20 protein-coding genes are annotated in these 26707 nt (G+C 40.5%); 9 read left to right on the forward strand and 11 right to left on the reverse strand.

The window, feature by feature from the left end; translation table 11 throughout:
- Positions 1–200: 200 nt before the first annotated feature.
- Positions 201–566 (reverse strand): nuclear transport factor 2 family protein, encoded by a 366-nt coding sequence (locus tag ABFX33_RS01615; protein WP_346085462.1) that lies wholly within the window; start codon positions 564–566, stop codon positions 201–203.
- 117 nt (positions 567–683) lie between these two features.
- Between ABFX33_RS01615 and ABFX33_RS01620 the strand changes: the two genes are divergently transcribed.
- Positions 684–1841, forward strand: coding sequence for a hypothetical protein (locus ABFX33_RS01620; RefSeq protein ID WP_346083875.1), 1158 nt, complete (start codon positions 684–686; stop codon positions 1839–1841).
- 3 nt (positions 1842–1844) lie between these two features.
- Entirely contained in the window at positions 1845–4616 is a 2772-nt protein-coding gene (locus tag ABFX33_RS01625) for a TonB-dependent receptor (protein ID WP_346083876.1), read from the forward strand.
- Positions 4617–5432: 816 nt separating this feature from the next.
- Here the strand turns inward: ABFX33_RS01625 and ABFX33_RS01630 are convergent.
- On the reverse strand, positions 5433–5879 hold the full coding sequence (locus ABFX33_RS01630; protein WP_346083878.1) for a nuclear transport factor 2 family protein: 447 nt from the start codon (positions 5877–5879) through the stop codon (positions 5433–5435).
- Positions 5880–6274: 395 nt separating this feature from the next.
- Here ABFX33_RS01630 and ABFX33_RS01635 point away from each other — a divergent pair, with 395 nt between their 5' ends.
- Positions 6275–7018, forward strand: a complete 744-nt coding sequence (locus ABFX33_RS01635; RefSeq protein WP_346083880.1) for a Crp/Fnr family transcriptional regulator — start codon at positions 6275–6277, stop codon at positions 7016–7018.
- A 61-nt stretch (positions 7019–7079) separates the two neighbouring features.
- Here ABFX33_RS01635 and ABFX33_RS01640 read toward each other — a convergent pair whose 3' ends face one another.
- The 4 genes from ABFX33_RS01640 to nirB all read right to left on the reverse strand — a co-directional run bounded on the left by ABFX33_RS01640 (position 7080) and on the right by nirB (position 11325).
- Positions 7080–7511, reverse strand: coding sequence for a hypothetical protein (locus tag ABFX33_RS01640; RefSeq protein WP_346083882.1), 432 nt, complete (start codon positions 7509–7511; stop codon positions 7080–7082).
- 5 nt (positions 7512–7516) lie between these two features.
- Positions 7517–8329: a formate/nitrite transporter family protein gene (locus tag ABFX33_RS01645; RefSeq protein ID WP_346083883.1), complete on the reverse strand. Its 813-nt coding sequence runs from the start codon at positions 8327–8329 to the stop codon at positions 7517–7519.
- Between the two features lie 46 nt (positions 8330–8375).
- Positions 8376–8735, reverse strand: coding sequence for a nitrite reductase small subunit NirD (gene nirD, locus ABFX33_RS01650; RefSeq protein ID WP_282253057.1), 360 nt, complete (start codon positions 8733–8735; stop codon positions 8376–8378).
- 73 nt (positions 8736–8808) lie between these two features.
- Positions 8809–11325 (reverse strand): nitrite reductase large subunit NirB, encoded by a 2517-nt coding sequence (gene nirB / locus ABFX33_RS01655; protein WP_346083884.1) that lies wholly within the window; start codon positions 11323–11325, stop codon positions 8809–8811.
- A gap of 199 nt (positions 11326–11524) precedes the next feature.
- Here nirB and cobA point away from each other — a divergent pair, with 199 nt between their 5' ends.
- From cobA to ABFX33_RS01675, 4 genes are all read left to right on the forward strand, one after another.
- Positions 11525–12286 carry a uroporphyrinogen-III C-methyltransferase gene (gene cobA, locus ABFX33_RS01660; protein WP_346083885.1) on the forward strand — a complete coding sequence of 254 codons (762 nt, stop codon included), beginning with the start codon at positions 11525–11527 and terminating at the stop codon, positions 12284–12286.
- Between the two features lie 165 nt (positions 12287–12451).
- Complete coding sequence (locus ABFX33_RS01665; protein ID WP_346083887.1) at positions 12452–13762, forward strand: MFS transporter; 1311 nt, start codon at positions 12452–12454, stop codon at positions 13760–13762.
- Positions 13763–13774: 12 nt separating this feature from the next.
- Positions 13775–17296, forward strand: coding sequence for a molybdopterin-dependent oxidoreductase (locus ABFX33_RS01670; RefSeq protein ID WP_346083889.1), 3522 nt, complete (start codon positions 13775–13777; stop codon positions 17294–17296).
- On the forward strand, positions 17286–18755 hold the full coding sequence (locus ABFX33_RS01675) for a rubredoxin (protein WP_346083890.1): 1470 nt from the start codon (positions 17286–17288) through the stop codon (positions 18753–18755). Before ABFX33_RS01670 ends, ABFX33_RS01675 begins: the two co-directional genes overlap by 11 nt.
- Positions 18756–18893: 138 nt before the next feature.
- On the opposite strand, the gene ABFX33_RS01680 is transcribed toward ABFX33_RS01675, so the two are convergent.
- The gene (locus ABFX33_RS01680; RefSeq protein ID WP_346083891.1) at positions 18894–19340 is read right to left on the reverse strand and encodes a nuclear transport factor 2 family protein; all 447 of its coding nucleotides are present in this window, start codon (positions 19338–19340) and stop codon (positions 18894–18896) included.
- Positions 19341–19763: 423 nt separating this feature from the next.
- On the opposite strand from ABFX33_RS01680, the gene ABFX33_RS01685 reads away from it, so the two are divergent.
- Positions 19764–21029, forward strand: coding sequence for a pyridoxal phosphate-dependent decarboxylase family protein (locus ABFX33_RS01685; protein ID WP_346083892.1), 1266 nt, complete (start codon positions 19764–19766; stop codon positions 21027–21029).
- Positions 21030–21514: 485 nt separating this feature from the next.
- Here the strand turns inward: ABFX33_RS01685 and ABFX33_RS01690 are convergent, their stop codons facing one another.
- From ABFX33_RS01690 to ABFX33_RS01705, 4 genes are all read right to left on the reverse strand, one after another.
- Positions 21515–21805: a DUF1573 domain-containing protein gene (locus ABFX33_RS01690; protein ID WP_346083894.1), complete on the reverse strand. Its 291-nt coding sequence runs from the start codon at positions 21803–21805 to the stop codon at positions 21515–21517.
- A gap of 61 nt (positions 21806–21866) precedes the next feature.
- Positions 21867–22208, reverse strand: coding sequence for a TlpA family protein disulfide reductase (locus tag ABFX33_RS01695; RefSeq protein WP_346083896.1), 342 nt, complete (start codon positions 22206–22208; stop codon positions 21867–21869).
- 479 nt (positions 22209–22687) lie between these two features.
- On the reverse strand, positions 22688–23416 hold the full coding sequence (locus tag ABFX33_RS01700) for a bacteriocin fulvocin C-related protein (protein ID WP_346083897.1): 729 nt from the start codon (positions 23414–23416) through the stop codon (positions 22688–22690).
- Positions 23417–24353: 937 nt separating this feature from the next.
- On the reverse strand, positions 24354–24800 hold the full coding sequence (locus ABFX33_RS01705) for a nuclear transport factor 2 family protein (protein ID WP_346083899.1): 447 nt from the start codon (positions 24798–24800) through the stop codon (positions 24354–24356).
- Between the two features lie 194 nt (positions 24801–24994).
- Between ABFX33_RS01705 and ABFX33_RS01710 the strand changes: the two genes are divergently transcribed.
- Positions 24995–26707 (forward strand): hypothetical protein, encoded by a 1713-nt coding sequence (locus tag ABFX33_RS01710; protein WP_346083900.1) that lies wholly within the window; start codon positions 24995–24997, stop codon positions 26705–26707.

Below are 26707 nucleotides of genomic sequence, written 5' to 3' on the forward strand. Positions count from 1 at the left end.
CATCATTGGTACCTGAATGTAATCTCCAGGAACAACAGGATTAGATAGTATAAAGCCATCCGTAGAAATAATTGTCCCAATAAAGGTAATGATAAATAAGGCCGCTAAATTTTAAAAAATAAGAATAAAAACCTATCTGATTTTTAATACATAAACATTATTTGTCTCTTTATGGCCGGCAAACCACCAGAGATGAGATGCTACTTATGCGAATTGATCGAATTGGATACTTTCCAACTGTTACCTTCCTGTACCAAAGTTACAAGATCAGTCTTGGTGAAGTTCTCAAATTTTAGGGTTACTTTGGCCACCATATAATCTGCTGACTCTTCGAGAATATAAGCACTTACTGTACAATTCAAGCGCTCTCCTTTTTGTTTTTTCAAGTATTTAACGACTTCATTACGGCCGTTAGTCTTTGCATTTGCCGATTGAACTTTTTGGCTGAAATCTTCGGCAAATAACTGCTCTACTCCTGCTGATTCACCTTCTGTCGTTACCGCAACATAATGCTCAAGCGCAAAGTCTGCTGTAGAAAGGGTAAGGTTTGTTTTTGAAATATCTATCGGCCTTTATAAAATAATTTGATTCTATATCTGCACTTTTGTATCTTACTCAATAAATTTTCTTATATAGTTATAAAAAATAAACCAAATTAAGTTAATCAAGTCTATTTTACCCTTATGAAAGTGCTCAGTTTTCTCGGTGTGCTATTTTGCGCCTCAACCGTACAAGGACAGCAATTGCTCTATTCTCCCAACATACCTATTCAAGAGATTCGGATTTCACCAAAACATGCTTCAGGAGGTCTGGTCCAGCACAATATTTCTGATCTGCAATATTTACCCATTTCCGCAGACAAGAAAGCTGACCTTATAAATTATATCAATGCGGTACAGATTTCCGATCGTACGATTGCTGTTTTGTCTAATGGTAATGCAAAAGTTTCCCTGATGGACAATGCTGGAAAAATAACCAATACGTTTAAGTCTGCTGATTTTAAGCTTCCTCAAATGGAACCTATGCAAACGCTTACTTCTTCCAGTGGTGGGTTTATCTTGGGATTAGTTCATTTCGCCGTAAAGCTTAGTAATCAAGGACAACATACGGTAATAGATCTCCCAGCGGTAACAAATACGGCAAATGATTCTCTAACACTTAACAATACCGTCTGGTCTTTTTGGCAGCCAAAAGAAAAGAGTTCGGATTTGACAGCGTTACAATATAATGGCCAAGCGGTAATCACTTACCATAAATCAAATCCGTATGCCATCTCTAGAAATATAGATAGAACCCTATCTCAGCCAAATATGCAACATCATAGCGCATTCGCCAATTTCCCCAATAATTACGAGTTGTTTGAACTCGGTGAACAAGGAATTCAAAAAGTCTATAAATTTATTTTTCCAAAAGATATTTCTGTCGACACGGCACTCCTTTATAATATTAAAGATCAAATTGGCTTTGACAAGTTCATGATGGAGAACAAAGAAAAACTCTTGGGCTTCAATCAGATTTTATCTTACAAAGATTATTTACTATTACAACTTATCACCTATGGCGGGGATCGTTCATGGATCGCTGTTAACACGAATAATCAAGAAGTGCTAGCTATTAAAAATATTATGCCGGATGCCAGTAATGATTATCTACCGATTATTGGATGGAATGATTATCTACTTAGCGATGGAGAATATCTATACAGTATTCTGTATCCAAATGAAACAGGCTCGGCCCACAACAAGTCGGATGAAGAGAATCATACGATGAAAAAAGGACATGCGAACTTGATCAAGTCTAAAAACCCTATTCTTGTTAAGTTTAAACTGAATTCATTTTAAGATATGGCCAAGTGGTTGGTAACATTTTTATTTGTAATTGCAGGTCTGGCGCTTTATGCGCAGTCTATAAAAGGCGTTGTGATCGATTCAGTCCATACCACCTATTTACAATCCACATCCATATCTGTTTTCGAAATGGGCCAGGACAAAGTAAGCAAGATAGCTCTATCTGATCGTTATGGTAAATTTGTTATCGAAGATTTGCCTCTTCATAAAAATCTTGTGATCGAATGGAGGCATCAAGGGTATTCAAAAATGAACAAAATCGTACGGTTATCCGCACGCTCAGTATTGGATTTGGGTAAAATCAACATGTCGGTAAGGGACAATCACTTGGATACTGTAGAAATTTTGCCTCCTGTCCGGATGAACGGAGATACACTGGAGTTTAATGCCGATGCTTTCAAATTGGACAGCAATGCTGTTGTCCAGGATTTACTACACAAACTTCCTGGGCTCATGCTTTGGGGTGATGATAAGATTACCTATAATGGTAAAGAGCTTCAGAATATTTGGGTCAATGGAAAGCCTTTTTTTGGAAGCGACAAATCTATTGCTCTCCAAAATATTGCAAAAGACGCTGTAAAGAAAATCCAGGTGTATGACAGCCGAGAAAAGACTCAGCAGCTCCAAAATCCCGACGATAAAAACTATGCTATGAATGTCGTACTCAAAGATGGTCGTGAAAAAATGTTTTTTGGTAATCTCACAGCTGGCTATGGTACTGATAAACGACACGACACTTACCTCACTGCCAATTATGGCGATAAACAGCGTCAAGCCACTTTGGCTTTTTCCAAAAATAATAGCAACAAGAATATTGTTGATCTTAACCAGCTTTTAGAAAATACCACATTCAAGGGAGTAGGTTTAAATAATGATTTTAGCTCTGACTTTCTAAGTCCAGGGATAACTAGACAGACAGTAGCTGGCGCACGTTATCAACATGATTTTTTACCAACAGGTCAAACAAACCGGAATAATATATTTACAGCCAATCTATTTTATAATAACAGCCAGCGCGAAATCAGAGACTCAGCAATTAACAAACTTATTGCTGAAGAAAACCCACTAAACAATAGCCGTACATCCACAAGCGCCTATAATGATGCATCGAAACGATTGAACGGGAGTCTCACGCATCAATTTTCAAACAACTTTCGTCAGCGGCCTATCTCCATGAATAGTACACTTGATTTTTTTCGAGAAGAAAACTCCTCTTCAGGGCAATCCGGTACCCAATATGATTATACCAATAACAAATCGTTTAACAAAGAATCTCGCCAATCAGCCAATAACAAAGACTATATTAATTTTCAGACTGGTATAAGTATACAAAATAAAATAGCATCACCGATAAAAGGTAAAACGGCCACGCACTTCTTTGACCCATTCTCTTTCTATATTGATTACCAAATAAATAGACAAACAGACCAAGGACACAGGGAGGTAGGAAGTCAATTTACCAATTATCTTGATTCAGCGCAAAGCCGAAATCTGGTGCGTGCTTACATGCCCCATGAGAAGGAAATAAATCAGATAATTAAGATCAATATCAATTATAAAAATTTTGGTTTTAAACAGCACCTCAGTCTTCAACATCTTGCAAGCGACAATTTAGTTCGGGACAACGACATGGTAATTGAAGATTCACTGACCCATCAATCGAAATTTAACCGATGGATATATCAGCCCTCCCTTACCTATAAACATTCCTTGTATTCACAAAATCTAGTGGGGCGAAAAAATAGTCACTTGAGTTTAAATATGCAATTGGGTACACGCTGGCAAGGAGAAAAGAACGAGTCTACCTTAGCATTTAGAAATATAAAGCAGCATTTCGTCACCATATTACCTGAAATAAGCGTAGAACATTTTTTTTCACGGGTCAATTTCTACCAGCAAAAAGCAAGTATTTCATATAAATACAACGAGGATTATCCTGAACTGGATCGGTTACGCCCGTTTTATGATAATATCAATCCATCCTTTCGTTATTTTGGAGCTAAGCAGCTAAAGAAGGTCAACAAGCATGTTCTTTCCGCATTGTTGAGTTTTTCACAATCCAAACAATATGGGCTAATCATGTCTTTATCGCCATCGTTTACGTGGGTCCACAATGGATTTGCTGACAGTATCACCAACAAGACCAATCAGATACAGTATTATGCGATCCAGAATACAGCCCCAACTTATGTATTTAATGTAGGGTATAATGTTGAAAAAGCAGTTGCGCTACGGAGGAAGCAGTCCATTAACTTCAGTCTTAGAGGAAATATAAGTAAAGGTAATAACTATCAGTACATGGATGGAATAAAACGCGAAGTAAATAATTGGAGTAGCAATCTCAACCTGAATACTTATTACACAAATATTGATCATATCGTACTTGGTTTTATTAATACATGGCAATTTAACAAACAAAGTGACAAAGAGAATGGATTCTTATATTATTCTTCCCATTTTCTTAGTACGGGACTTAGTGCAAGCCTTGCCCTGTCCAAAAAGTGGAGCATCAATAGCAATGTGAACAGTAGGTACAGCAGATCTACTTTTTCAAACGACCATGTGTTGATATGGAATGCCAATACCTCATACCGTGTATTAAAAGGCAATAATTTGGAATTTAAATTAGCCGCTTATGATCTTTTGAAACAAAATAAGGGCATTTATTTTCGACAAAGCAGCTCAGAGTTCACCACTGGCTATTTGAACAATTTAACCCAATATTTTATGGTATCATTATCTTATTACCCAAGGAAGTTTGGATTATAATTATAAAATTTAACAAAAACTATTTCAAATCGACTGTTGTTCTTACTATACAAAACGGCAACAAGCTTCCTTTCGAAAGAAAGGTTCAACATAAAAATTGGCGTCGTACAGTGAAATCCAATTGTCTTTAAAAACATTGGATGACGAAACAAAAAAGAGGAAACGATAAGAAACATAAAAATTACTGTACAAGTAAACGCTAAGAGAAAGGGTCTGATGAGAATCAGGCCCTTTTGACTTTAAAATGCGCAAGGACTGGATCGAAACGCCGGACGTAAATGTCTATCGCTGTTGATGCCCGCAGGACTTTAGCATATTTCCAGATTTTAGAAGTCGGTAAAGTAGACAATCAGCTCCACATTTACACGATTCGTAAGCGGTAAGTCAGCGGATGTCCAAAGATAGTATCACTGTTCTTGAATGAATTCCATTATGCTCAAGGAATAACGTAAAGGAAATGACCATGTCTAAGGAATAAGGGATACCGCATTTTTCATGATTGCCACAATTGCCTCATTAAAGTAATCTAGATAAGTATTAAAACCGATACATCCGGATACCATCTTATCCCTAATCACAATTTTCAATCAATATTTAGACAGTGATTAGTCATTGATTATTCAGTTTACATTGAGTAATCAATGAGCAAAGACTGAACGAACTCTGAACAAGCTCTGTTTAAATACCAAATTTGATCCCTCTTTGAATCGAATTTGCTGCAACTAAAAATTAAAAGAATGGGAAGGAGCTAAAACAGAAAAAGCCACATCTCTCGACGTGGCTCTACAACATTTATATATTTATTCGAGATGGCTCTTATTTATATGAATTGATCGATTTGGACACTTTCCATTCATTACCTTCACGTACCAAAGTCACAAGATCAGTTTTGGTGAAGTTCTCAAATTTTAGAGTCACCTTGGCTACCATATAATCGCCTGATTCTTCGATGATGTCAGTACTTACTGTACAGTTTAACTTCTCTCCTTTTTGTTTTTTCAAAGATTTGATCACTGCCTCACGACTATGAGACTGGGCATTGGAAGCCTGGATCTTTTGGTTGAAATCTTCGGCAAATAGCTGTTCTACGCCTGCTGACTCTCCTTCTGTCGTTACCGTAACATAATGATCAAGGGCCAAGTCTGCTGTTGAAAGATTAACGTTTGCTTTTGCTGATTTTGAACCTGGTCCTTCAGCGGCCATAGCGAAAGTAGATATTGCGATTAAAGCTGCTGCTGTGAATGTTTTTACTAGAGTTTTCATAATGTCTTTATTTTATATTGTTAGTTTATTGTTCTTATTTGTTGAATCAAAACTACGACACAATATGCCCCTAGCCTATGGGCTTTAGACTAACAGACTGGAAAACTCGGTGAATAGGGAGAATGGGAAGGTGAACGCATACAGCGATTGTAATCAGAAGGGATCTTTTGCCTTCTTTCGTTTGGGTTTTAAGTAAGAGCATGAATGCGGTAGAACCGTGGAGTACAGCATATCTGTCACGAGTTCAGCTCTATGCTGTAAAAAATCCACTAATCATAAGAACGATGAGTAGAAAGAGGGGTTGAAGAGTTTGCTAGAAAAATCAATAAACAAAATATTGCAACTTAACGAGGTGTCCATTGTATTGTTGCAATTCCAATGAATAGGTGATACCTTTGGTCATACAAGAAAGACTCCACCATACGAAACTGATTCCGATGAAAACGAAGAAAGCGAATACTTGTGACCACTCCTGCCTGATGTGTCGTTACGTCTTACAAGAGTGGCTTGGACAAATCGACCTCCACCGAAAAAATATCAAATTGAAAAAAGGCGAACAGTTTATCAGTGAAGGAGAGCCGGTGCGTGGTATTTACTTTGTCCAATCAGGATTCATCAAAGTTCACCGCAACCTTGGAGACCGGGAGACCATCGTGCGTTTTGCTAAAAAGGGAGAAATGGTAGGCCATCGCGGGATCTCATCCGAACAAAGTATTTACCCTATTTCGGCCACAGCACTTGCCGCTACGCAGCTATGTTTTGTCGAGTTACCTTTCTTCTTGTCCACCTTGCGCATCAATCCCGAATTAAGCTATCGTCTGATGCTATTTTTTGCCGATGAATTGCATCTTTCGGAGCAGAAGATGGCCAACCTGGTCCAGCTTTCCGTTAAAAACCGTTTAGCATGGAGCCTTTTATTGCTTCATCGCATTTTTGCTGAAGGAACAGAGGACGGGTACATCGGTCTTGAACTGAGCAAAAAAGATCTCGCATCCTATGTGGGCACCACCTATGAAACCGTTTACCGCATGCTTGCCGAACTTGCTGATTCGGATGGTATAACAGTCGACAAAAAGAAGATTTTCATCAAAAACAAGGAACTATTAAACAAGTTGGCAACAGAAAAATATGGGGAGTAAAGCAAACCAATCCTGGCACACTCCCTCCCCAACGTAAATATTTCCCTAAAAATACGTCATTTTAAAATTTATAGCCCAGCCCGACCCCAAGCTTCCACTTACCATCTAGGGTACTGGTCTTCGGGCTGTAGAAAGCAGGTAGCTGAAAGGCGATATGCCTGAACACCGCAGTCAGGCCAACCCCCAGCGTCGGAGTGATCCAAGCATTCTTGGGCTTTCCTTCCTCCACATGATCTTCCTTCAGTTTCAAGCTCGGTAGCAATCCCAACAGGATATTCCCCTTCGGGGCGAAGCTATATTTAATCGCTGGTCCAGTGCAGTTGATATAGACACCATGGTCGGCATAGCCCGCCACCACAACACCTTCGAACAAACTTGCTTTCACTGCCTTTTGCTGCGCATAAGTTTGGTGAAAAACAGCTAAAAAAAGCAGCTGGAGCAGCACTACCCCTGCCAGCTTATTCAGCATACATAGGCTTTTGATTTCGTGCATAACGTTTAGTTTTGGGAGGTAGACACCTGTTCTTTGCGGTGATAAGTATAATAAATAGCCATTCCCGTAAACAACAGCCCGCCAACAATATTACCCGCTGTCACGATCAACTGATTGTACAACCACCAGTCCAACATCGTCACCTTGGCACCAAACATCATCCCGGCAGGGATCACAAACATATTGACCACCGCATGTTCATAGCCCAAGGCAAAGAAGATAAAGATGGGAATTCCCGCCGCCAGGATCTTGCCTAGGGTAGACTTGGAGGTCATGGACATCACCACACCCATGCAGACCATCCAGTTGCAGAGAATGGCTTTGACAAAGGCCGAGAATAACCCGGCAGCACCATGATTGCCGTAGCCCAGGGTTTTCTTTTCACTAATGACAATCAGGCTTTGCTCGATATTCCCAAGCTGGCTAGCCTGTCCAGTTTCAGTACTTGCAGCCCAAAACAAAAGTGCGAAGAGAACACTGCCCAATAAGTTACCAAGGAAGACCCAAAGCAGGTTATTGGCCATCACCTTAAAATTGATCTTCCCTTCCAGCCAAGCCAGGGGCACCAAGGAGAAACTTCCTGTAACGAGCTCCAGGCCCAGGATGACAATGATCACAAATCCCACAGGAAAGACAAATGCGCCAACAAGCCCCAGCCCGGTCTGTGCTGTGGCCAATAGTGCGAGCGTAACGGAGATCGCCAGTAAGGCACCTGACAATGCGCCACGAATCAGCAGGTCTTTGATCGGGAGCGAAGATTTGTAGACAGCGGTATTCATCATCACACCGGCTACCTCTTTGGGGCTAATATAATCCATCGTTTATTTGCTTTAAAAAGTTTTATTTCAATTATTTAGCTCATACTTAAGCTGTCATTCCAATATACACCGTCCCATTCTCTACCTTGACCGGATACGTTTTGATTGCACATTCATCACCCGAAAGGCATTCGCCCGTATCCAATGCAAAGGTCTTTTTATGAAATGGACAAGCCACTTTTGGGGTATCTCCCAGGGAGCCAAGCATCCCTCGGCTTAAAATCATCTGCCGCTTATGTGGGCATTCATTCTGCGTGGCATACCACTCATTGCGACGGGCGAAATAAAATAGGGCGACCTGCTCATTATTCAACTTAAGACAGACACCTCCGTTTTCAATGGCATCCTCGATCTGGCAGGCCTTCAGCCATTGCAGGTCAATTTGTAAGTCAATTTGTGTGTTCATGTGATTTTTATTTTAAAGGTTTAGCGATTCTATGTAAATGATTTAATCAGTCAATGCTATTGCCCATGACCTTTTAATACGTCTTCAGGTTCCAGTCAGCGGCTTTCTTTTGACCGCGCAAGGCGTCAAAGCGTACCGACTCGTCCCGTTCCTCCGGAGCATTCACAAAATGGACAAAGCGTTTCCGGATCTCCGGATCCTCCACGGCAACTTTCCATTCACACCGATAGCTGTCGACAAGCAGTTGCATATCCTGCTCCCATGTTTCCCCCATACCGAGACTATCCTCGACCACAACATTCCGCAAATAGTCGATTCCACCCTCCATTTTATTGAGCCAAGTGGCGGTACGCGTCAAAGGGTCGGCTGTACGGATGTAGAACATCAGAAAACGGTCGATATAACGGACACAGGTCTCACTGTCGATATCGGCCGCCAGCAGCAGGGCATGCTGTGGCTTACTGCCGCCATTGCCGCAGACATAGAGGTTCCAGCCTTTTTCTGTAGCAATGATACCAAAGTCCTTACTCTGCGCCTCGGCACATTCACGGATACAACCGCTCACAGCTGATTTTATCTTGTGCGGCGCACGGAGTCCACGATAACGCTCCTCGATTTGTATGGCAAAGGACACACTATCGTGCAGGCCAAACCGGCACCAGGTACTGCCCACGCAGCTTTTGACCGTCCGCAAGGCTTTGCCATAGGCATGCCCACTTTCAAACCCTGCAACAATGAGTTCCTCCCAGATAAGCGGGAGATCATTGAGATGTGCACCAAACAAATCAATGCGCTGCCCGCCTGTAATTTTTGTATACAGCTTATATTTTTTGGCCACTTGACCAATAACAATCAATTTGTCCGGCGTAATCTCCCCACCAGGAATACGGGGAACGACCGAATAAGTTCCCCCCTTCTGTATATTGGCCAGGTAACGGTCATTACTATCCTGCGCCACATCATTCCCCTTGCCCAGGATCATCTCATTCCAGAGACTGGCCAACAGCGAAGACACCAGCGGCTTACAGATCTCACACCCATGCCCACGGCCCAGAGCATCCAGCACCTGATCATAACTCTTCAGTTCATGGATCTTGATCAGATCATAAAGTTCCTGCCGGCTCAGATCAAAATGCTCACAGATGGTAGTGCGAATATATTTCCCCTGCTGTTTCATCGTGTAGTTGACCAGGTCCTTCACCATTGGCACGCAGCCACCACAGCCTGATCCCGCTTTGGTACATTTCTTTACCGCATCTGCATTTTCACAATTCCCACTGATCACAGCATCACAGATCTGCGCTTTGGTCACCCCCTCACAGCTACAGATCAGAGCGTCTTCAGGCAAGGCTTCCAAACCCGTAGAAGCTGACCTGCTTTCCTGCTGTTCACTCATCAGGAGCAGTTCAGGATGATCCGCCAGTGGCATACTATTGTTGACCATTTGCAAGAGCATGTTGTAACTTGTGGCCTCTCCCACCAGTATACCTCCGAGCAGGCGCGTACCGTCAGTACTGACGTTCAACCTTTTATATATCCCTTTGTTACGATCCTCCAGTAAGATGGTCCGTGCATAAGGTTCACTGATAAAGGGATCCCCAAAACTAGCCACATCCACCCCCATCAGTTTCAATTTGGTACTCATATCAAATCCCTTAAAGGACTTTTCTTCCCCCAAGATATGCTCTGCCGCTATTTCAGCCATCTCATAGCCCGGCGCCACCAGGCCATAGATCATATCATTGACCAATGCACATTCGCCGATGGCATATACCGCAGGGTCTGAGGTCTGCATTTGTGGATTGACCACAATCCCGCCGCGCTCGCCGATGGCCAGCCCTATTTTCCTGGCCAGTTCATCACGCGGCCGTATGCCCGCCGATATCACCAACAGATCCGTTTCAATCGATGAACCATCCTGAAAAGCGATTCCCGTCAGGCGCCCTTCCCCCAGCAATTGACTTGTTGATTTTTGTAATAAACAACTCAGCCCCAATGCTGCTAGCTTGGTTTGTAGGATCAGACTGGCGCTGTCATCAATCTGACGCGGCATCAGGCGGGGTGCAAATTCAATTACTGCCGTTTCTTCCAAGCCAAGGTCTATCAGCGCTTTGGCCGCTTCCAAGCCCAGTAGTCCGCCTCCCATGACGGTACCCTTTTTGACTTTTGCCGCATAAGCTTTGATCAAATCCAGATCCTCAATCGTCCGGTAGAGAAATACCCCCTCCTTTTCAACGCCCGGAATAGGCGGTACAAAAGCAGCAGAACCAGTTGCAAAAACCAGATAGTCGTACGGGACAATAAGACCTTGTAATGACTGTACTTCTTTTTTTGAGCGATTTACATCAACAATCGGATCATTTAAATGGATTTTCACATTATTTTCCTCATACCACTCCTTTTTCGACAGGAAAAGCTCCTCTATAGATGAAACTTTGAAGTAATCGGTCAGATGCACCCGGTCATAGGCACGAATTGGCTCCTCTGCAAACACAATTATATCTAGATTATCAGATTTCTGCTTTAATTTTTGGCAAATCTTATCACCAACCATACCATTTCCGACAATAACAATCTTTTTTATTTCCATAATTACTGTTTTTTCTGATAAAAAATCAATTTTATATTTCAACAACACTAATTTATGGAATAAAAAATCAAAAAATCAAAATAAATATGATTTTTATAATATTTTTTCAAACAAACTCCCTATAAAATTCAATATTTTATGATTTATATCATATTTTTTAATAGATTTACATATAAAATGAACACAAAAACAAAATAACATGAAAAAAATAGGCAAAACATCGTTATTTATTGTAGGATCTGGACCTGGCGACCCAGAATTACTAACCATAAAAGCTTATAAAGCATTAAAAAATGCACAGATTATCCTTTACGACAACTTAATCAACAAAGAAATCCTTCAATTAGCAAACAAAAACTGTATAAAACACTACGTTGGCAAACATCCTTATGGAAAATACGTTCCTCAGGAAGAAATAAACGAACTTATCCTACACTATTGTACACGCTACGACCGGGTGGTCCGGTTAAAAGGTGGTGATCCCTATCTTTTTGGGCGTGGTTTTGAAGAATGGCTTACCGTACAGGATAAAAATATTGCAGTTTCATACATTCCGGGCATCAGCAGCATGCAAGGTGCGGGCATCAACAATATTCCCTTGACACACCGTGGCATCAGTGAAGGGGTATGGGCACTGACCGGGATGAAAAAAGACGGCAGTCTATCGGCTGATCTTCCTTTAGCTGTCCAGAGTCGATCCACTGTCGTGATCTACATGGGGATGCGCAAACTCGACGAGATAGCCCGCACCTATGTACTGTATGGCAAAGGAGAAACGCCGGCGGCTATTATACAGCATGCGAGTCTGCCCCAGCAAAAACAGGTATTATGCAAAGCCAAAGACCTCGTCAGGGCAAGTAAGGAGCATGGGCTTGGCCATCCAGCCATTATCGTCATCGGTGATGTCGTCGATTTGCAGCATGCACATAGCCTTGCAGTCGCACACAGGTCTATTGTATAAGCCGGTTGTATGACAGGCTGCTACGGTACTCTTACAGGATCACCTCCTCATCGGGCACGACAAACAAGATCACACAGTCCGTATCGCTCGAAACGGCACGCTTAAATCCTGGTGGTCTTGAACATTTGATAATTATTTCAATCATCAACCAAAAACTTATTACTCATGAATCCACAAGACCAACCTCTCAAAAAGCTTAGTATTTTATCTTTTAAGGGCGTACAGATGCGTACTTTTCATATTACATGGATCACTTTTTTCTTCTGTTTCTTTGGCTGGTTCGGCGTCGCCCCGCTTATGCCGCTGGTTAGAGAACAGCTCGGATTGACCAAAAGTGAAGTCGGAAATATCATTATAGCATCTGTTTCAGCAACAATTATTGCGCGATTATTTATCGGGAAGATGTGTGATACCCTAGGACCACGAATCTCCTACACGATCCTATTGGTCGCTGGTTCGATTCCTGTTTTACTTATTGGATTGAGTAATAGTTATGAGTCTTTTTTGTTATTTCGTTTTTTCATCGGTATCATCGGTGCCTCTTTTGTGATTACGCAGTTCCATACTTCAATGATGTTTGCCCCCAACATTATTGGTACGGCCAATGCCGTAACTGGTGGCTGGGGCAACCTTGGCGGAGGGGTTACTAATTTGGTCATGCCGCTCATTGCTGCGGCATTCGTTGGCATGGGTTTCGTTAGTCAATCGGATTCTTGGAGGGTCGCAATGGTTGTTCCCGGTATTATCCTACTCGTTATGGCGTACATCTATTATAGGTATACACAAGATACACCGCAAGGCAATTTCAAAAAACTGTCCGAGGGCGGGAAAATCAATAAAAAGAAGAATGGCTCATTTTTGCTCGCGTTAAAGGACTATCGCGTCTGGATCCTCACACTGGCCTATGCAGCTTGTTTCGGGATCGAGATCACGGTTGACAACGTCGCCGCTACCTTCTTTATGGATCGTTTTGATACAGGGATTATCCTGGCTGGAGCCCTTGCCAGTATCTTTGGCGGTATGAATCTATTCGCCCGTGCACTTGGCGGTATTGTAAGTGATAAAGTGGGGCAAAGTTACGGTATTAAAGGTAAAGGTATAATTCTCGGTATACTGTTGATTTTGGAAGGAATAGGCATAAGTCTGTTCGCTACTTCCAACACGTTGCTTCTAGCTATTATTACAATGTTGCTTTTTGCACTCTTCCTTAAGATGGCAAATGGTTGCACATATGGTATCGTCCCCTTCATTAATAAAGATAACATTGGCAGTGTGAGCGGAATCGTCGGTGCCGGAGGAAATATTGGAGCCATGTTAGTCGGATTTCTTTTTAAATCCGAAACGCTCAGTTATGCCGATGCCTTTCAATATATCGGTATTGGTGTTTTCCTTATAGGTTTCACTGTCCTCCTTGTGCGTTTTCATCCTCGATTTGAAACTGTCGTTCAAAATGTGTCATTAGAAGTGCATAATTAGTATCCTTTTGCTATGAATAAAGCGTCGAACAATGTATATAAAAGTACCTGCTGCTACTGTGGCGTGGGTTGCGGTGTGAAGATATCGGTCGAAAAAAATCAGCTGATTTCCGTTATCGGCGATAATGAACACCCCGTCAATCAAGGCAAATTATGTAGCAAGGGCATGAATTTACAATATACAGTCAATGATCGTTCTGACAGACTCCTCTATCCACAGATGAGGCACCACAGATCCAGTCCGTTGCAACGTGTTTCATGGGATGAAGCGCTGGATCGCGCAGCAGCGGTCTTGCGCACGTTAATTGCAAAATACGGTCCTGATTCTGTGGCATTTTATGCGTCTGGACAATGCCTTACAGAGGAGTATTACATTCTCAATAAACTAGTCAAGGGCTTTATTGGCACGAACAATATTGACACCAATTCACGTCTTTGTATGAGCAGTGCTGTGGCGGCATATAAAAAAGCGTTGGGCGAAGATAGTGTACCGATATGCTACGACGATATCGAGATTGCTGATTGCTTTTTAGTCGCAGGCGCGAATCCCGCCTGGTGCCATCCCATCCTTTGGCGACGTATAGAGGCGCACAAAGCTAAAAATCCAGCGACCAAAATTATTGTTGTCGACCCTCGTATTACTGATACCTGCGCATTGGCTGACCTCCATTTGCAGATTAACCCAGGGACAGACATTACGCTAAATTATGCGCTAGGAAGATTACTTATAGAACAAGGAGATATAGACCTTGATTTTATAAACAATCATACCGAAGGATATGAAATGTACAAAACACGGGTATTCGAACGTACTTTATTGGAGTCTGCTGCGATATGTGGTGTCCCGGTGGAAGACATTGAACGTGCAGCCAGCTATATTGGCGAATCCAAGAGCCTTCTGACTATGTGGACAATGGGGCTTAATCAGAGTGTGGTGGGCGTTAACAAAAACCTGAGCCTAATTGACCTCAGCCTGATTACAGGGAAAATCGGAAAACCAGGAAGTGGTCCTTTTTCACTAACTGGACAACCCAATGCTATGGGGGGAAGAGAAGTTGGAGGCCTTGCCAATCTCCTGCCCGCTCACCGTGATATGGATAACAAAACACATCGCGATGAAATTCAACAATTCTGGTCAGGGACTACTGTGAGCGGCAAACCGGGGCTCACAGCTACCGAAATGTTTGAAGCATTAGCCGACGGGCGATTGAAGGCAATTTGGATTCTTTGTACCAACCCATTAACGAGTCTCCCCAATACTCGACTGGTAGAGAAGGCATTGCAAAAAGCCAAATTTGTCGTAGTACAGGAGATATCCAATAAACCTCAGACTTTAGATTTTGCAGATATCATTCTCCCTGCAGCAGCATGGGCTGAAAAAGAAGGTACAATGACGAATTCAGAACGCAGGATCAGTCACCTGCATAAGGCTATTGACCCTCCAGGAGAAGCTCTTCCAGATGCAGAAATCTTTTCACGCTTTGCTAATAAAATCGGCTTTAAGGGGTTTTCCTATCATACACCCCAGGATATCTATAAGGAGCATGTGCAGTTAACGGCCGGGACAAGTATTGACATTGCTGGCCTGGATTACTCGCTTATTGACAGTCTAAATACCGTACAGTGGCCTTTTGATCTGTCAAAGAGAAAAGGTACTCCACGACTTTTTCAGGATCACAAATTCCTTACGCCAAGTGGGCGGGCGCAATTGCATAGCCCTCCTGATCAGCATCACAGTGAACTGCCTGATCAAAATTTTCCACTTATCCTGACAACAGGACGGATCCGTGACCAATGGCATACCATGTCGAAAACAGGCAAGGTAAGTAAGCTGAACCAACATATTCAGACTGCATTTTTGGAAATTCATCCAAGAGATGCAACAGCACTGAACTTGATTGACGGACAATTGGCAAATGTTTATTCGCTACGAGGTGAAGTTCGTGTCAGGACACGTGTCAGCGATACGATTAAACCTGGGGTCGTATTTCTACCGATGCATTGGGGTAAGATATTGGGATCTGATCTCCATAGAGCCAATAATCTGACCAACGATCTAGTAGATCCTGTTTCGAAGGAGCCTGACTTTAAATTTTGCGCAGTACGTGTCGAACCTCATGTAAAGAGTAAGGAACGTATTGTCATTGTTGGTGCCGGTGCCGGAGCGCATGGTTTTGTCCGCTCCTTTCGGGAACTCAACAAGACCGATGAAATTATCATTTTCAGTAATGAGGATCTGCCTTTTTATAATCGTGTCATGCTACCACATTATGTCAGTGGCGAGCTTCAATGGGAGCAATTGGTTAAAATGAAAGACGAAGAGGAGCCTTTACTCGATTTACAACATATTCGTGGTGTCCAAGTTACTGCTATCGACCGAATCAACAAATATGTCTGGGATTCTCGAGGTATTAAAACATCTTATGATATCTTAATTCTCGCGACAGGCAGCCGTCCCAGCCTGCCTAGACATGTGCCGAAGCTGCCTGGTATTTTTACGATGCGGCGTCGGACCGACGCGGACCTATTGAAGCGGTACCTTCCCGGGCAGGCGCATGTCGTTATTGTAGGCGGAGGACTATTAGGACTGGAAATGGCAGCTTCACTCCGTGAAAATGGGACAAAAATTACCATCGTTCAACGTGTTTCACGTTTTTTGAATCGCCAGCTGGATCCACTTGGGAGTCAATTGCTTCACGAAGAAATGATAGACCTCGGCTGCGATATATTCTATAATGATGAAGTTCAACTATACTGCGGCCGCAATAAGCTGACAAAGATCGAATTAAAGAGTGGACGACAGATCAAATGCGACGCCCTAATCCTAGCAATAGGTACTACGCCTAATATCGAATTAGCAAGGGATGCCGACCTACTTTGCCAACGGGGTGTAGTCGTGGATAGTCATATGAAAACTAGCGACCCTGCTATTTATGCCATAGGTGAGATTGCAGAATTTGAAGGGACACTTTACGGTATCACGGCAGCGGCCGAAGAACAGGCGGATATAGTTGCACATTATCATCAGGGGGATATCAGCAGCCATTATAAGGGGAGCCTGTTTATGAATATTATAAAAATACAGGGTTTTGACCTCTGTAGCATCGGTCTTACAGAAGCGCCAAATGAGGACTATGAAGAGATTATTTTTATCGACAAGGCTAAGCGCTATTACAAAAAATGTATTATCTATCAGGATAGACTTGTAGGTGCCATTTTGATTGGTGACAAAAACGAATTTCTTGAGTTTAAAAACTTGATCGCAAACAAGATCGAATTAAGTGAAAAACGACTACAGCTACTACGAAGTGGAACTGCCAAAGAAGCTGTCATCGGGCGACTGGTATGTTCATGCAGCCAAGTTGGAGAGGGAAATCTGCAACGATGTATTAGCGGTGGATGTACCGATCTTCAGGAGTTATGTACATCCACCGGAGCTGGGACAGGTTGTGGATCCTGTAAACCCGAAGTTAAGCGTATTCTGGAAAACTATGTCCTAGAAAAGGATAAGGAGATAAAATCCTATGCAAAGTAAAACGATGAAAAAAGGGCAGTTTATCAAGATTAACCTCTCAGGCGGTGCAATCTCCCCAGGGGAACTCGCCAACTTATTGATTCCTTTGGAAGAGGTGGGTATTACGGAAGTTAAATTTGGCAGTAGACAACAACTGTATTTTAGGGTGAACGACACGCAACTTGAAGAATTAGAATATATACTGATCAATCAGGAGTTTGCTTATGAAATTGGTCAGGATATATATCCAAATATTGTGAGTTCATATGTAGCCGATGGACTTTTTAATCAAGGAGTATGGATACGCGAAGGCGTTTATAAAGATGTTTTGGACAGCTTCGAGTTTAATCCTCAGTTGAAAGTGAATGTTGTGGACCACACGCAATCCTTAGTACCCTATTATACTGGAAATCTAAATTTCATTACTTCGGAATTTAGCAATTATTGGCACCTGCAGCTCCGATTGCCCAAAAGTAACTTATTTTACACCTGGTCCACTCTTGTAAACACCGACGATATTGCGAGATTAAGTCTGTTTTTGGAGCCATTGATCATCGGGTCGCTGGTTGCAACTTCAAGCGAAGGACAAAAGTTGGGACAAAAGTTAGAAGCGTCAGCTATTGCTTCGGGAAAATTTCTTTTCCAGCCCACAGAGCAGCCATTTATGGAACCCACGTTTAAACTTCCTTATTATGAGGGATTTAATACCTACCAAGATAGACTATGGCTGGGGGTGTACCGGCGTTCGGAAACCTTTTCGACCGCTTTTTTACGCGACATATGTAATCTCTGTCTGCGACACAGGATTGGCCAATTGTACACTACACCTTGGAAATCAATTGTTATTAAAGATATCCAAACGACGACAAGATCTGATTGGGATATTGTGCTAGATCGACATCGAATCAACCTGCGACATGCCTTAAACGAACTCAATTGGATGACCGAAGATTTTGATCCCATTGCATTAGCACTTAAGCAGGAATTGGTGCACCACATGAACTGGTTGGATATCCGCACGTACAAACTTTGTTTTGGTATTAAGATGCAACCAAAGAGTGGGATCTGGGGATCTATAATTTTGCGTTTCATCGACTCTAAGGGAGATAAATCTTGGTTTCAGGTGCAACATACGCCAGATTTTAACCCTAATTCAAGAGACTTTGTCACCTATCAAAAACGCGTGGAACGAGCAGAACTTATAAATGTGATTTTGGCACTGTGTGAAGAATTTTATCAACTTCGAGGTAGCAAAGTGGCCCAAGAACTATATAATATACCTACACAGACCACAATAGAAGAATCCGACATGATCCGGGGCACTTATCAATGTCCAGCTTGTCGGACAATATATGATCCCATCTGGGGAGATAGTACACAGGATATCGCCCCAGGAACACCATTTGAAAATCTGCCCGCGACATATTGTTGTAGCATTTGTGAAAATGAAAAGTCAACTTTTAAGAAACTGATCAAATAAAGAAGGATGTTTTTTAATCCATTTTCTTCTAGATACTGACAAAAGATGGCCGCCTCTCTGTAGAGGTGGCCTTAATAAACATATGATTCACTAGTAGTCAGTCTTGAGTTGACTGGACTCACCACTAGTTATTGGAGACTATTTATAGGAGTTGACCGAACTGGATACTTTCCAGCTATTCCCCTCACGCACCAACGTCACAAGATCAGTCTTGGTAAAGTTCTCGAATTTTAGAGTTACTTTGGCTACCATATAATCTGCTGACTCTTCGATAACGTCTGTACTTACTGCACAATTAAGCTTCTCTCCTTTTTGTTTTTTCAAGTATTTAACGACTTGATCGCGGTTGTTGGTCTTTGCATTTGCCGACTGAACCTTTTGGCTAAAATCGGTAGCAAATATCTGCTCTACGCCAGCTGACTCTCCTTCAGTCGTTACCGCAACATAATGTTCAAGAGCAAAGTCTGCCGTTGAAAGGTTAATAGTTGCTTTTGCTGATTTTGAACCTGGTCCTTCAGCGGCCATGGCGAAAGTTGATACTGCGATTAAAGCTGCTACTGTGAATGTTTTTACTAGAGTTTTCATAATGTCTTTATTTTATAGTGTTAGTTATATTGTTCTTATTTGTTGACTCAAAACTACAACACAATATGCCCCTAGCCTATGGGCTTTAGACCAACGATCGGGAAAACTCGGTAAATGGTGGGAATGGGGAGGTGAAAAGACTAGACATCCAACTGCTGTAATCTATTCACATGATAAAACTATAGGATATGCAAAACTGGAAGCAGGAGATTTCAGCATGATTTACGCACGCTATCCAGCAAGAGCATCGTATTAGAGGTAAGTCAATTTTCCGCTTTTTTCCAAATATTTAACAGTAAAAAATCCACTAAATCATTTTTTTTCTTGTTTTAAAAATAACAGTTTGAAAATTTCATCTAATTAATGACTTTTACAATCGGCTTTATATTTTGACTAAATGAAGTTAATAATTTAAAACACCAAATGAAAGAATATAAATACTGGAAAAAAATTGGGGTTGAGATTCAAAAAGAACTAATATCCAAAGCACTTGCTAAGAATATCAATTATAGCCAAAGTCCCGTATTAGGGCTTCCCGGAACAAAATTGGATGGAAGAGTTTTTTATGAACAGGCTGAATTTTTAAAGGAAGCTCCTTTCCTGCAGACAATTGTGCAGAATCCTAACCATATTGGTTGTCATACTGTCGGAGAATCGGAACCTTTTTTTCAAGGCACCCAAGATATTGAAAAAGATGTCATTCAAATCTTAAGTAAAGATATATTACAATCTCAAGAAGATTGCGATGGATATGTTACCTCTGGAGGTACAGAAGCCAATATACAAGCATGTTGGATGTACAGAAATTTCTTCATCAATACATTTAATGCCAATTGTAATGAAATTTTCCTAATTGCATCGCAAGACACACATTATTCGGTCAATAAAGCTGCAAATTTATTGAATATTGATCTTGTGATTGTTCCGGTCGATTTTGATACCAGAGAAATTCTGTCGGATCAACTGGATAAGCATGTCTATGAAGCTGTGAAAAATGGCAAAAAGTATGCTATCGTTATTTCAAATGCAGGCACCACCATGTTTGGAAGTGTTGATAATCCAGATGATTATGCCTCAGTTTTCATAAAATATGATCTTAATTTTAAACTTCATATAGATGCGGCATTTGGGGGATTTATCTATCCAATTGTCAATCAAAACCATAATGTCGGTTTCAACAATAAACACGTCTCATCGGTGACCATGGATGCCCATAAAATGCTCCAAGCCCCTTATGGAACCGGTATATTTATCACGAGAAAAGGATTGATAGACAATGTTTTTACCAAAGAAGCGAAATATGTCAATGGAATGGACACCACTTTGAGTGGAAGTCGCTCTGGAGCAAACGCAGTGGCAATTTGGATGATTTTGCAGACCTATGGCCCACATCAATGGTTAGAGAAAATGAAGATTCTGAACTACCGGACAGAAGTATGTTGTCAGGAACTCGAAAAATTGGGAATTGGCTTTTATAGGGATTCACATATGAATATCATTACCATAAAATCAGCTGATTTGCCCAAAAAGCTAGCAGTTAAATTTGGTTTGATTCCGGATTCGCACGACGAAGATAACAATTGGTATAAAATTGTGGTAATGGACCATGTACAGCAAGAATCACTAAATGATTTTATTAGTGAATTGAAAGAGTTCCGCAGTAAAGAGCGTAAAGTTTTGGAAAATTAAAATAGCCGTAAAATCATTTTTTTTGCATAATGATATCCTGCCAATTTTACCTAAATGTTTAGTTAAATTCATGATTGATAATGCTCAGCTTACAGAAATACAGAACAAGATTTAATGGAAGAGATAAATCAGCTATTGTTCTTATCATACAAACCGGCAGCAAGCGATCCTTCATCAGAAGGTACCATCATAAAAATTGGCGTCGTACATTGAAAATCCAATTGTCATAAAAAGGATTGGATGACGAAACAAAAAAGAGGAAACGATAGGAAACATAAAAATTACCGTACAAGTAAACGCTAAGAGAAAGGGTCTGATTAACATCAGGCCCTTTTGACGTAAAAAGCCACATCACTTGACATGGCCATAAATAAACATATAATTAGCTAGCAATTTGTATCTGAAATTTGAAGATGTCTACTCAAGAGTTGCATTAGGGAAGTTTCCCATCAAAAATCACAGCTACGGTTAAGAATATTAGAATTTTATTCAATCACTTTGACTATTGAATCGCGGCTAAAATAAAAAGCTACTTTTTTTGAATCTAAAATATTTTGGGTATTACTTTTAATCAATACTAATGTATAGATTGTATCGGATATTTTGTAGCCTGATTTATCCAATATGCCCGTGATGACCGCTTGTTTATTCGGAGGAATTATTTTGGTGCTAATTTTTAAATCTGTACAGTTACATCCTGTAGAAACTGAATCAATAATTAAGTTAGAATCACCCTCATTCTTCAAATGAAATGAATACATGATCTTTGAATCCATAGAATTGAATTTTACAGACGAATATTCAATTCTTGGACCAGTCTGGGTTTTATTTGAGCAGCTACTGCCTATTATCAGTAATATGGCTGATAAGATCTTGCCTATATTTGATATATTGTTGTTTCGTGTTTGGAATAAAGCCATTGTCTGAGAAAAGTATAGTATTATTATAAATGAGATATTCAGTAGGAAAACTTTTAACACCCATTTTTTCCGATAATTCTCCACCTCTATCATAGAGATAACTGAAATCATTTTTATCCTTAAAAAATGCATAGAATTGATCTTTACTATTAATCTTGCCATTGATAATAATGTAAATCTTCAGGTTTTTGAAATTTGCATCTTTCATATAAGCAATCTTCTGCCAGCAGGGCTTACATTCAAGAAACATAAAGTCCATGAGTATTAATTTGTCCGTAATTCTTACTGATTTACCCTGCGTATTTAGAAATTCATAATCCGTATACAAAAACGGTTTGTCGATTGAAGTAATAAATTTCCCCGCAATGTATGTGGGATATAATGTTAGATTTATCAATACCAATAAAAAAAATATTAAGCCTATTAGTAATTTTGAATTACACATTAGGCTAAATAGTGATATCGCAAATACAAAGGTGATCATGGGAAATATCTGCGGAAATAGGTCCTGAAAATTAATATACAATCCAATGCCAGATAAAAGGCATATAGGTATACTATAAAGAACAAGGTGTTTTCTGATCCCATACTTCTTATTCATCCCGAATAAAGCAGCATAATATCCTATATATAGGATAGGGTACATATAGAGATGGCTAACAACTCCACTCCTTGAAATAAGTGTGGAAAAAAAAAATATAAAGCCCGTATAACCTAGAAAAAAAAGTATTTTTATGATCAATTGTTGCATAATCCGTCACATGTACTTAGAGTAAGCCAACCACAACCGATTATTGGACTTTTACAGCTCCTTGTAAGGCATGAGATACCGCTTCCACACCAATTATCACTCTGTGTACAATTGCATTCGCCAATGGTTTTTATATCGACACATTTTCCTTCCGTATTTCTGACATAACCTGGCTTACATTCACATCCAGCTTTACAGGGCAATGTCCCCTGCATACATTCGGTGTAATACTCATTTTCACCGCACTTGATCTCAGCAAGTGACGAGACAACTAATTTTTGAACTTCTGCTGGATGATCAAATGATGCAAAGATTGATTTCATCTCATCCAACGTAAAAAGGGATGCTATCTTTGATTTGTATGGAGAAAATGTGCTATTGAGAAAGATTTTGTTCGCATTGGAATTAGGTATATAAAATTCAGGTTTCAAAAGGCCTATGACTTCTCTTATAACTATTTTCTGCTCATCACTTAACTTCGCGGTGGACTCAATGATGGCTAACCTTTTAATAACAAACTCATACCGCTGATTGTAATCGAGCTGCGTACCGAAACTCAGGCTGATGACATCATGATCTTTCTCGGATATTAATCTGGAGACAATATCACTTTCTAATTTATTGACTGATGGATTGTTATTGTTTTCTTTCTGACAAGAAGTCATAACAATTACTGTTACCAATAAAATAACTAAGGTTTGTACAATAATTTTCATAATACTGACAATAATTTTTATTTAACTTATAAAAAACATTAAATCTTCACATAGATCCATAGATTACAAATCTCCATTACTTTTTAAAAAATCTCCAGATAAGTAAAGAGATAATTAAAACAAACACCATGGAGGTGATAATCTCAAATAGAGACATGTTTAATAACAACAGATGTTTAGAGGTCATACTTTAAAAAATTTGGTTTGTTGAATGATAATTGTTAATCACTATAATTGCTTTGTATATTGGTAAACGGGAGTGAAACGCAATTGTCCCAAAAAATAAAAAATAAAATTAGATAGATAAAAACGAGATAGGTCGTAAGCGCTATATGCGACATTATGCACTGATGAGCTCTATCCCCTTTTACGTAGAAGCCACATCACTCAACATGCTGATTATTCAGACAAAGATATATATCATCACTATGATCGCTCACTGCCGGAATTAAAAATTTGCTGTATAACCAGGGTTGCATCGGTATCTAATCCTGCTTTTGCACCAAAATAAAGTGGGTTAACTGCTGCTAGAAACCTATGTTCTAATTTGATTCTCCTGTTGCAATAATGCTCCCGCCATTGTCTGAACCGTTTGTTGTCGAAAGAAAGTATTCGATTGCAGCAGGTGTGTCTCCTGCCTGATAATTGCCTAAAAGCTGTACGCCTGAACAAGTTCCATTTGTTAATGCTGTGAATTCTGCAACAAATAATCACGCATATCTGCTATGGTGTTTTTGATAAGAAATTGATTTGGCATAATGTTGTTGTTTTAAATTCTTACACAAACTTAGGCTTCAGTGGGCGCCTAAATGAGGGAAACTAAGGCAATGTTATCGGTAAAGCGAAACAATCGAAAAATCGGAGTATGACATGGCTCAAAAAAAAAGCCACATATTGGATGTGGCTTAACAACTTATATATTTGTAAGGGATGGCTCTTATTTATACGAATTGATTGATTTGGATACTTTCCAGATATTTCCTTCATGTACCAATGTCACAAGGTCAGTCTTGGTAAAGTTCTCAAACTTCATTGTCACCTTGGCTACCATATAATCTGCTGACTCTTCAATAATATCGGTACTTACTACGCAATTCAAGCGCTCACCTTTTTGTTTTTTTAAGGATTTAACCACTGCTTCACGGCTATGAGACTGTGCATTTGCCGATTGGATCTTTTGATTGAAATCCTCCGAAAACAATTGCTCCACTCCTGCTGATTGACCTTCTGTCGTTACCGCAACATAGTGCTCTAAAGCAAAGTCTGCTGTTGAGAGGTTAACGGTTGCTTTCGCTGATTTTGAACCTGGACCTTCTGCGGCCATAGCGAATGTAGAGATTGCGATTAAAGCTGCTGCTGCGAATGTTTTTACTAGCGTTGTCATAATGTCTTTATTTTATTGTGTTAGTTTATCTGTTCTTATTTGTTGACTCAAAACTACGACACAATATGCCCCTAGCCTATGGGCTTTAGACCAACGATCAGGAAAACTCGGTGAATAGCTGAAATGGGCAGGTAAGATACTGTAGGTAAAAAAAATAATTATATCTTTGGCTACTTATTTAGCCAAATAAAAAAATGAAAAGTACTCCTCCTAGCAAGGTGAATAAATCCCAAGGGAAAACACTTGGTCTCTATTTTTTAATTTTAATGATTTGCTTTAGTTGCAAAAAGAGCGAACAACCCACTCCAGTAGAAAATCAGCCCCTAAAATTAGAAACTATAGGCGTTGATGCTGCCAACAGGAAGAGTATCGTGTTTGCGGGCCGTGTATTGTATCTCAACGGTGAAAAAATAAAGGATCATGGGTTCGTATTGAAATCTGGTTTTGGAACCTCGAATGCAGAAAAAAAATATTCATTGGGAACTACCATTCAGATTGGTAAGGTACTGAAGAAAATTGAACCGCCAGCGGAAGTCCTCGAAACTGGTCGGGGAGAATATAGATTTTATATCGAAACGGACAAAAGTACTTATTATGGTGAAACCGTCAGATTTCAGCTATCAAATGTTTTTATAGACTATCAAACCGGCTTATTGGCTACCGCTGGGGAGACAATCACAGTAAGCGGTGACTTCAAAGATGTAAAAAAGGAAAACTATAAGCTTCGTTGCGATTACAACAGCCCTATAGAAATAGATTATAACATCGACGCCACAAAGAAGAAAATAACATTTGCGGTACCAGGTGGGTATCGTCATGGCGTAAATCTCAGTTTCTATCTAAGTCCAATCCAAGGCGTAACAAATTTAAATAGCGATATCGGTCTAGCATCGGTTAGCATATTAGGAACACTCACCCCACCCACGCAATATAATTATAATTACAATGATTACCTGCGCCTGTCGGGAGTTGGACTCCCCCCAGACCGGGCTTCGTCATTTTATGTCATCATTGGTGATAAGCTGTTCCCTTATTATCAAGAGTTATTACTGAGTGACATGATCTATGATCAGCCCAAAATGGCCTACAGAATCGGGTATTATAATGGACGGGATACCGTTATTTTCGACAAAAAGATTACCCTAAATACCCCAAAAGCTACAGATTTGGCTATCCGTCGATCCTTTGTCCACCCAGGGCGGTCGATTCCCGTCACAGGTATTATTCCATATAATTATAGTTTTATGCCAACGATGAGTGTAGGCGGCAAAAGCGCCAGTTACTATGCAACATGGAACGGTGATGATAAAATAACAATCAGTGATCTTCCGGATGGAAACTATCCATTTATTATGGAAGGACCTTTCGCCAGATTTGAAAGTAAAGAAAAAATTGTCGTAAAGTCCTTAAAAATAACCGGAGCAAGCTCATCAAAAGGATATTATGGTGCACAGATAAAAATTCCGGGTAATTTCATTGCGGGAGATCACTACTATGCCAGACTCGGGGACCAGGGAGATGAGAGCTTGCAGGTTTCCAATGGTAGTGCTACGCTCGATATCCCCAATATTAAACCGGGAAAAGTAAAAATTACGGTGATGTACAATGATGATCATGGCAAACAGCATGTATTCCCCACCGAACATCAAGTGGAAGTCCTCGCTCCTATCTTTGATGATTTATATCCAAAATCGGGCAAGCCTGGCGACGTTATCACATTAAAAGGAAAAGGGCTGGCCTACTGTGCGATTTTTATGGGTGGCGTCCGGTTGATCTCAGTGGGTGGAACAATAGACGAACCGCAAGTATTTATACCCAGGGATGCCATCTTCAAAGGAAAGGTGCGCATCAGTGCACAATACAAAACGGATTGGATTGAATGCAAAGAGGCATTTGAATTATTATAA

This window comes from Sphingobacterium ginsenosidimutans (assembly GCF_039536865.1).
In the GTDB taxonomy this organism is placed as follows: domain Bacteria; phylum Bacteroidota; class Bacteroidia; order Sphingobacteriales; family Sphingobacteriaceae; genus Sphingobacterium; species Sphingobacterium detergens.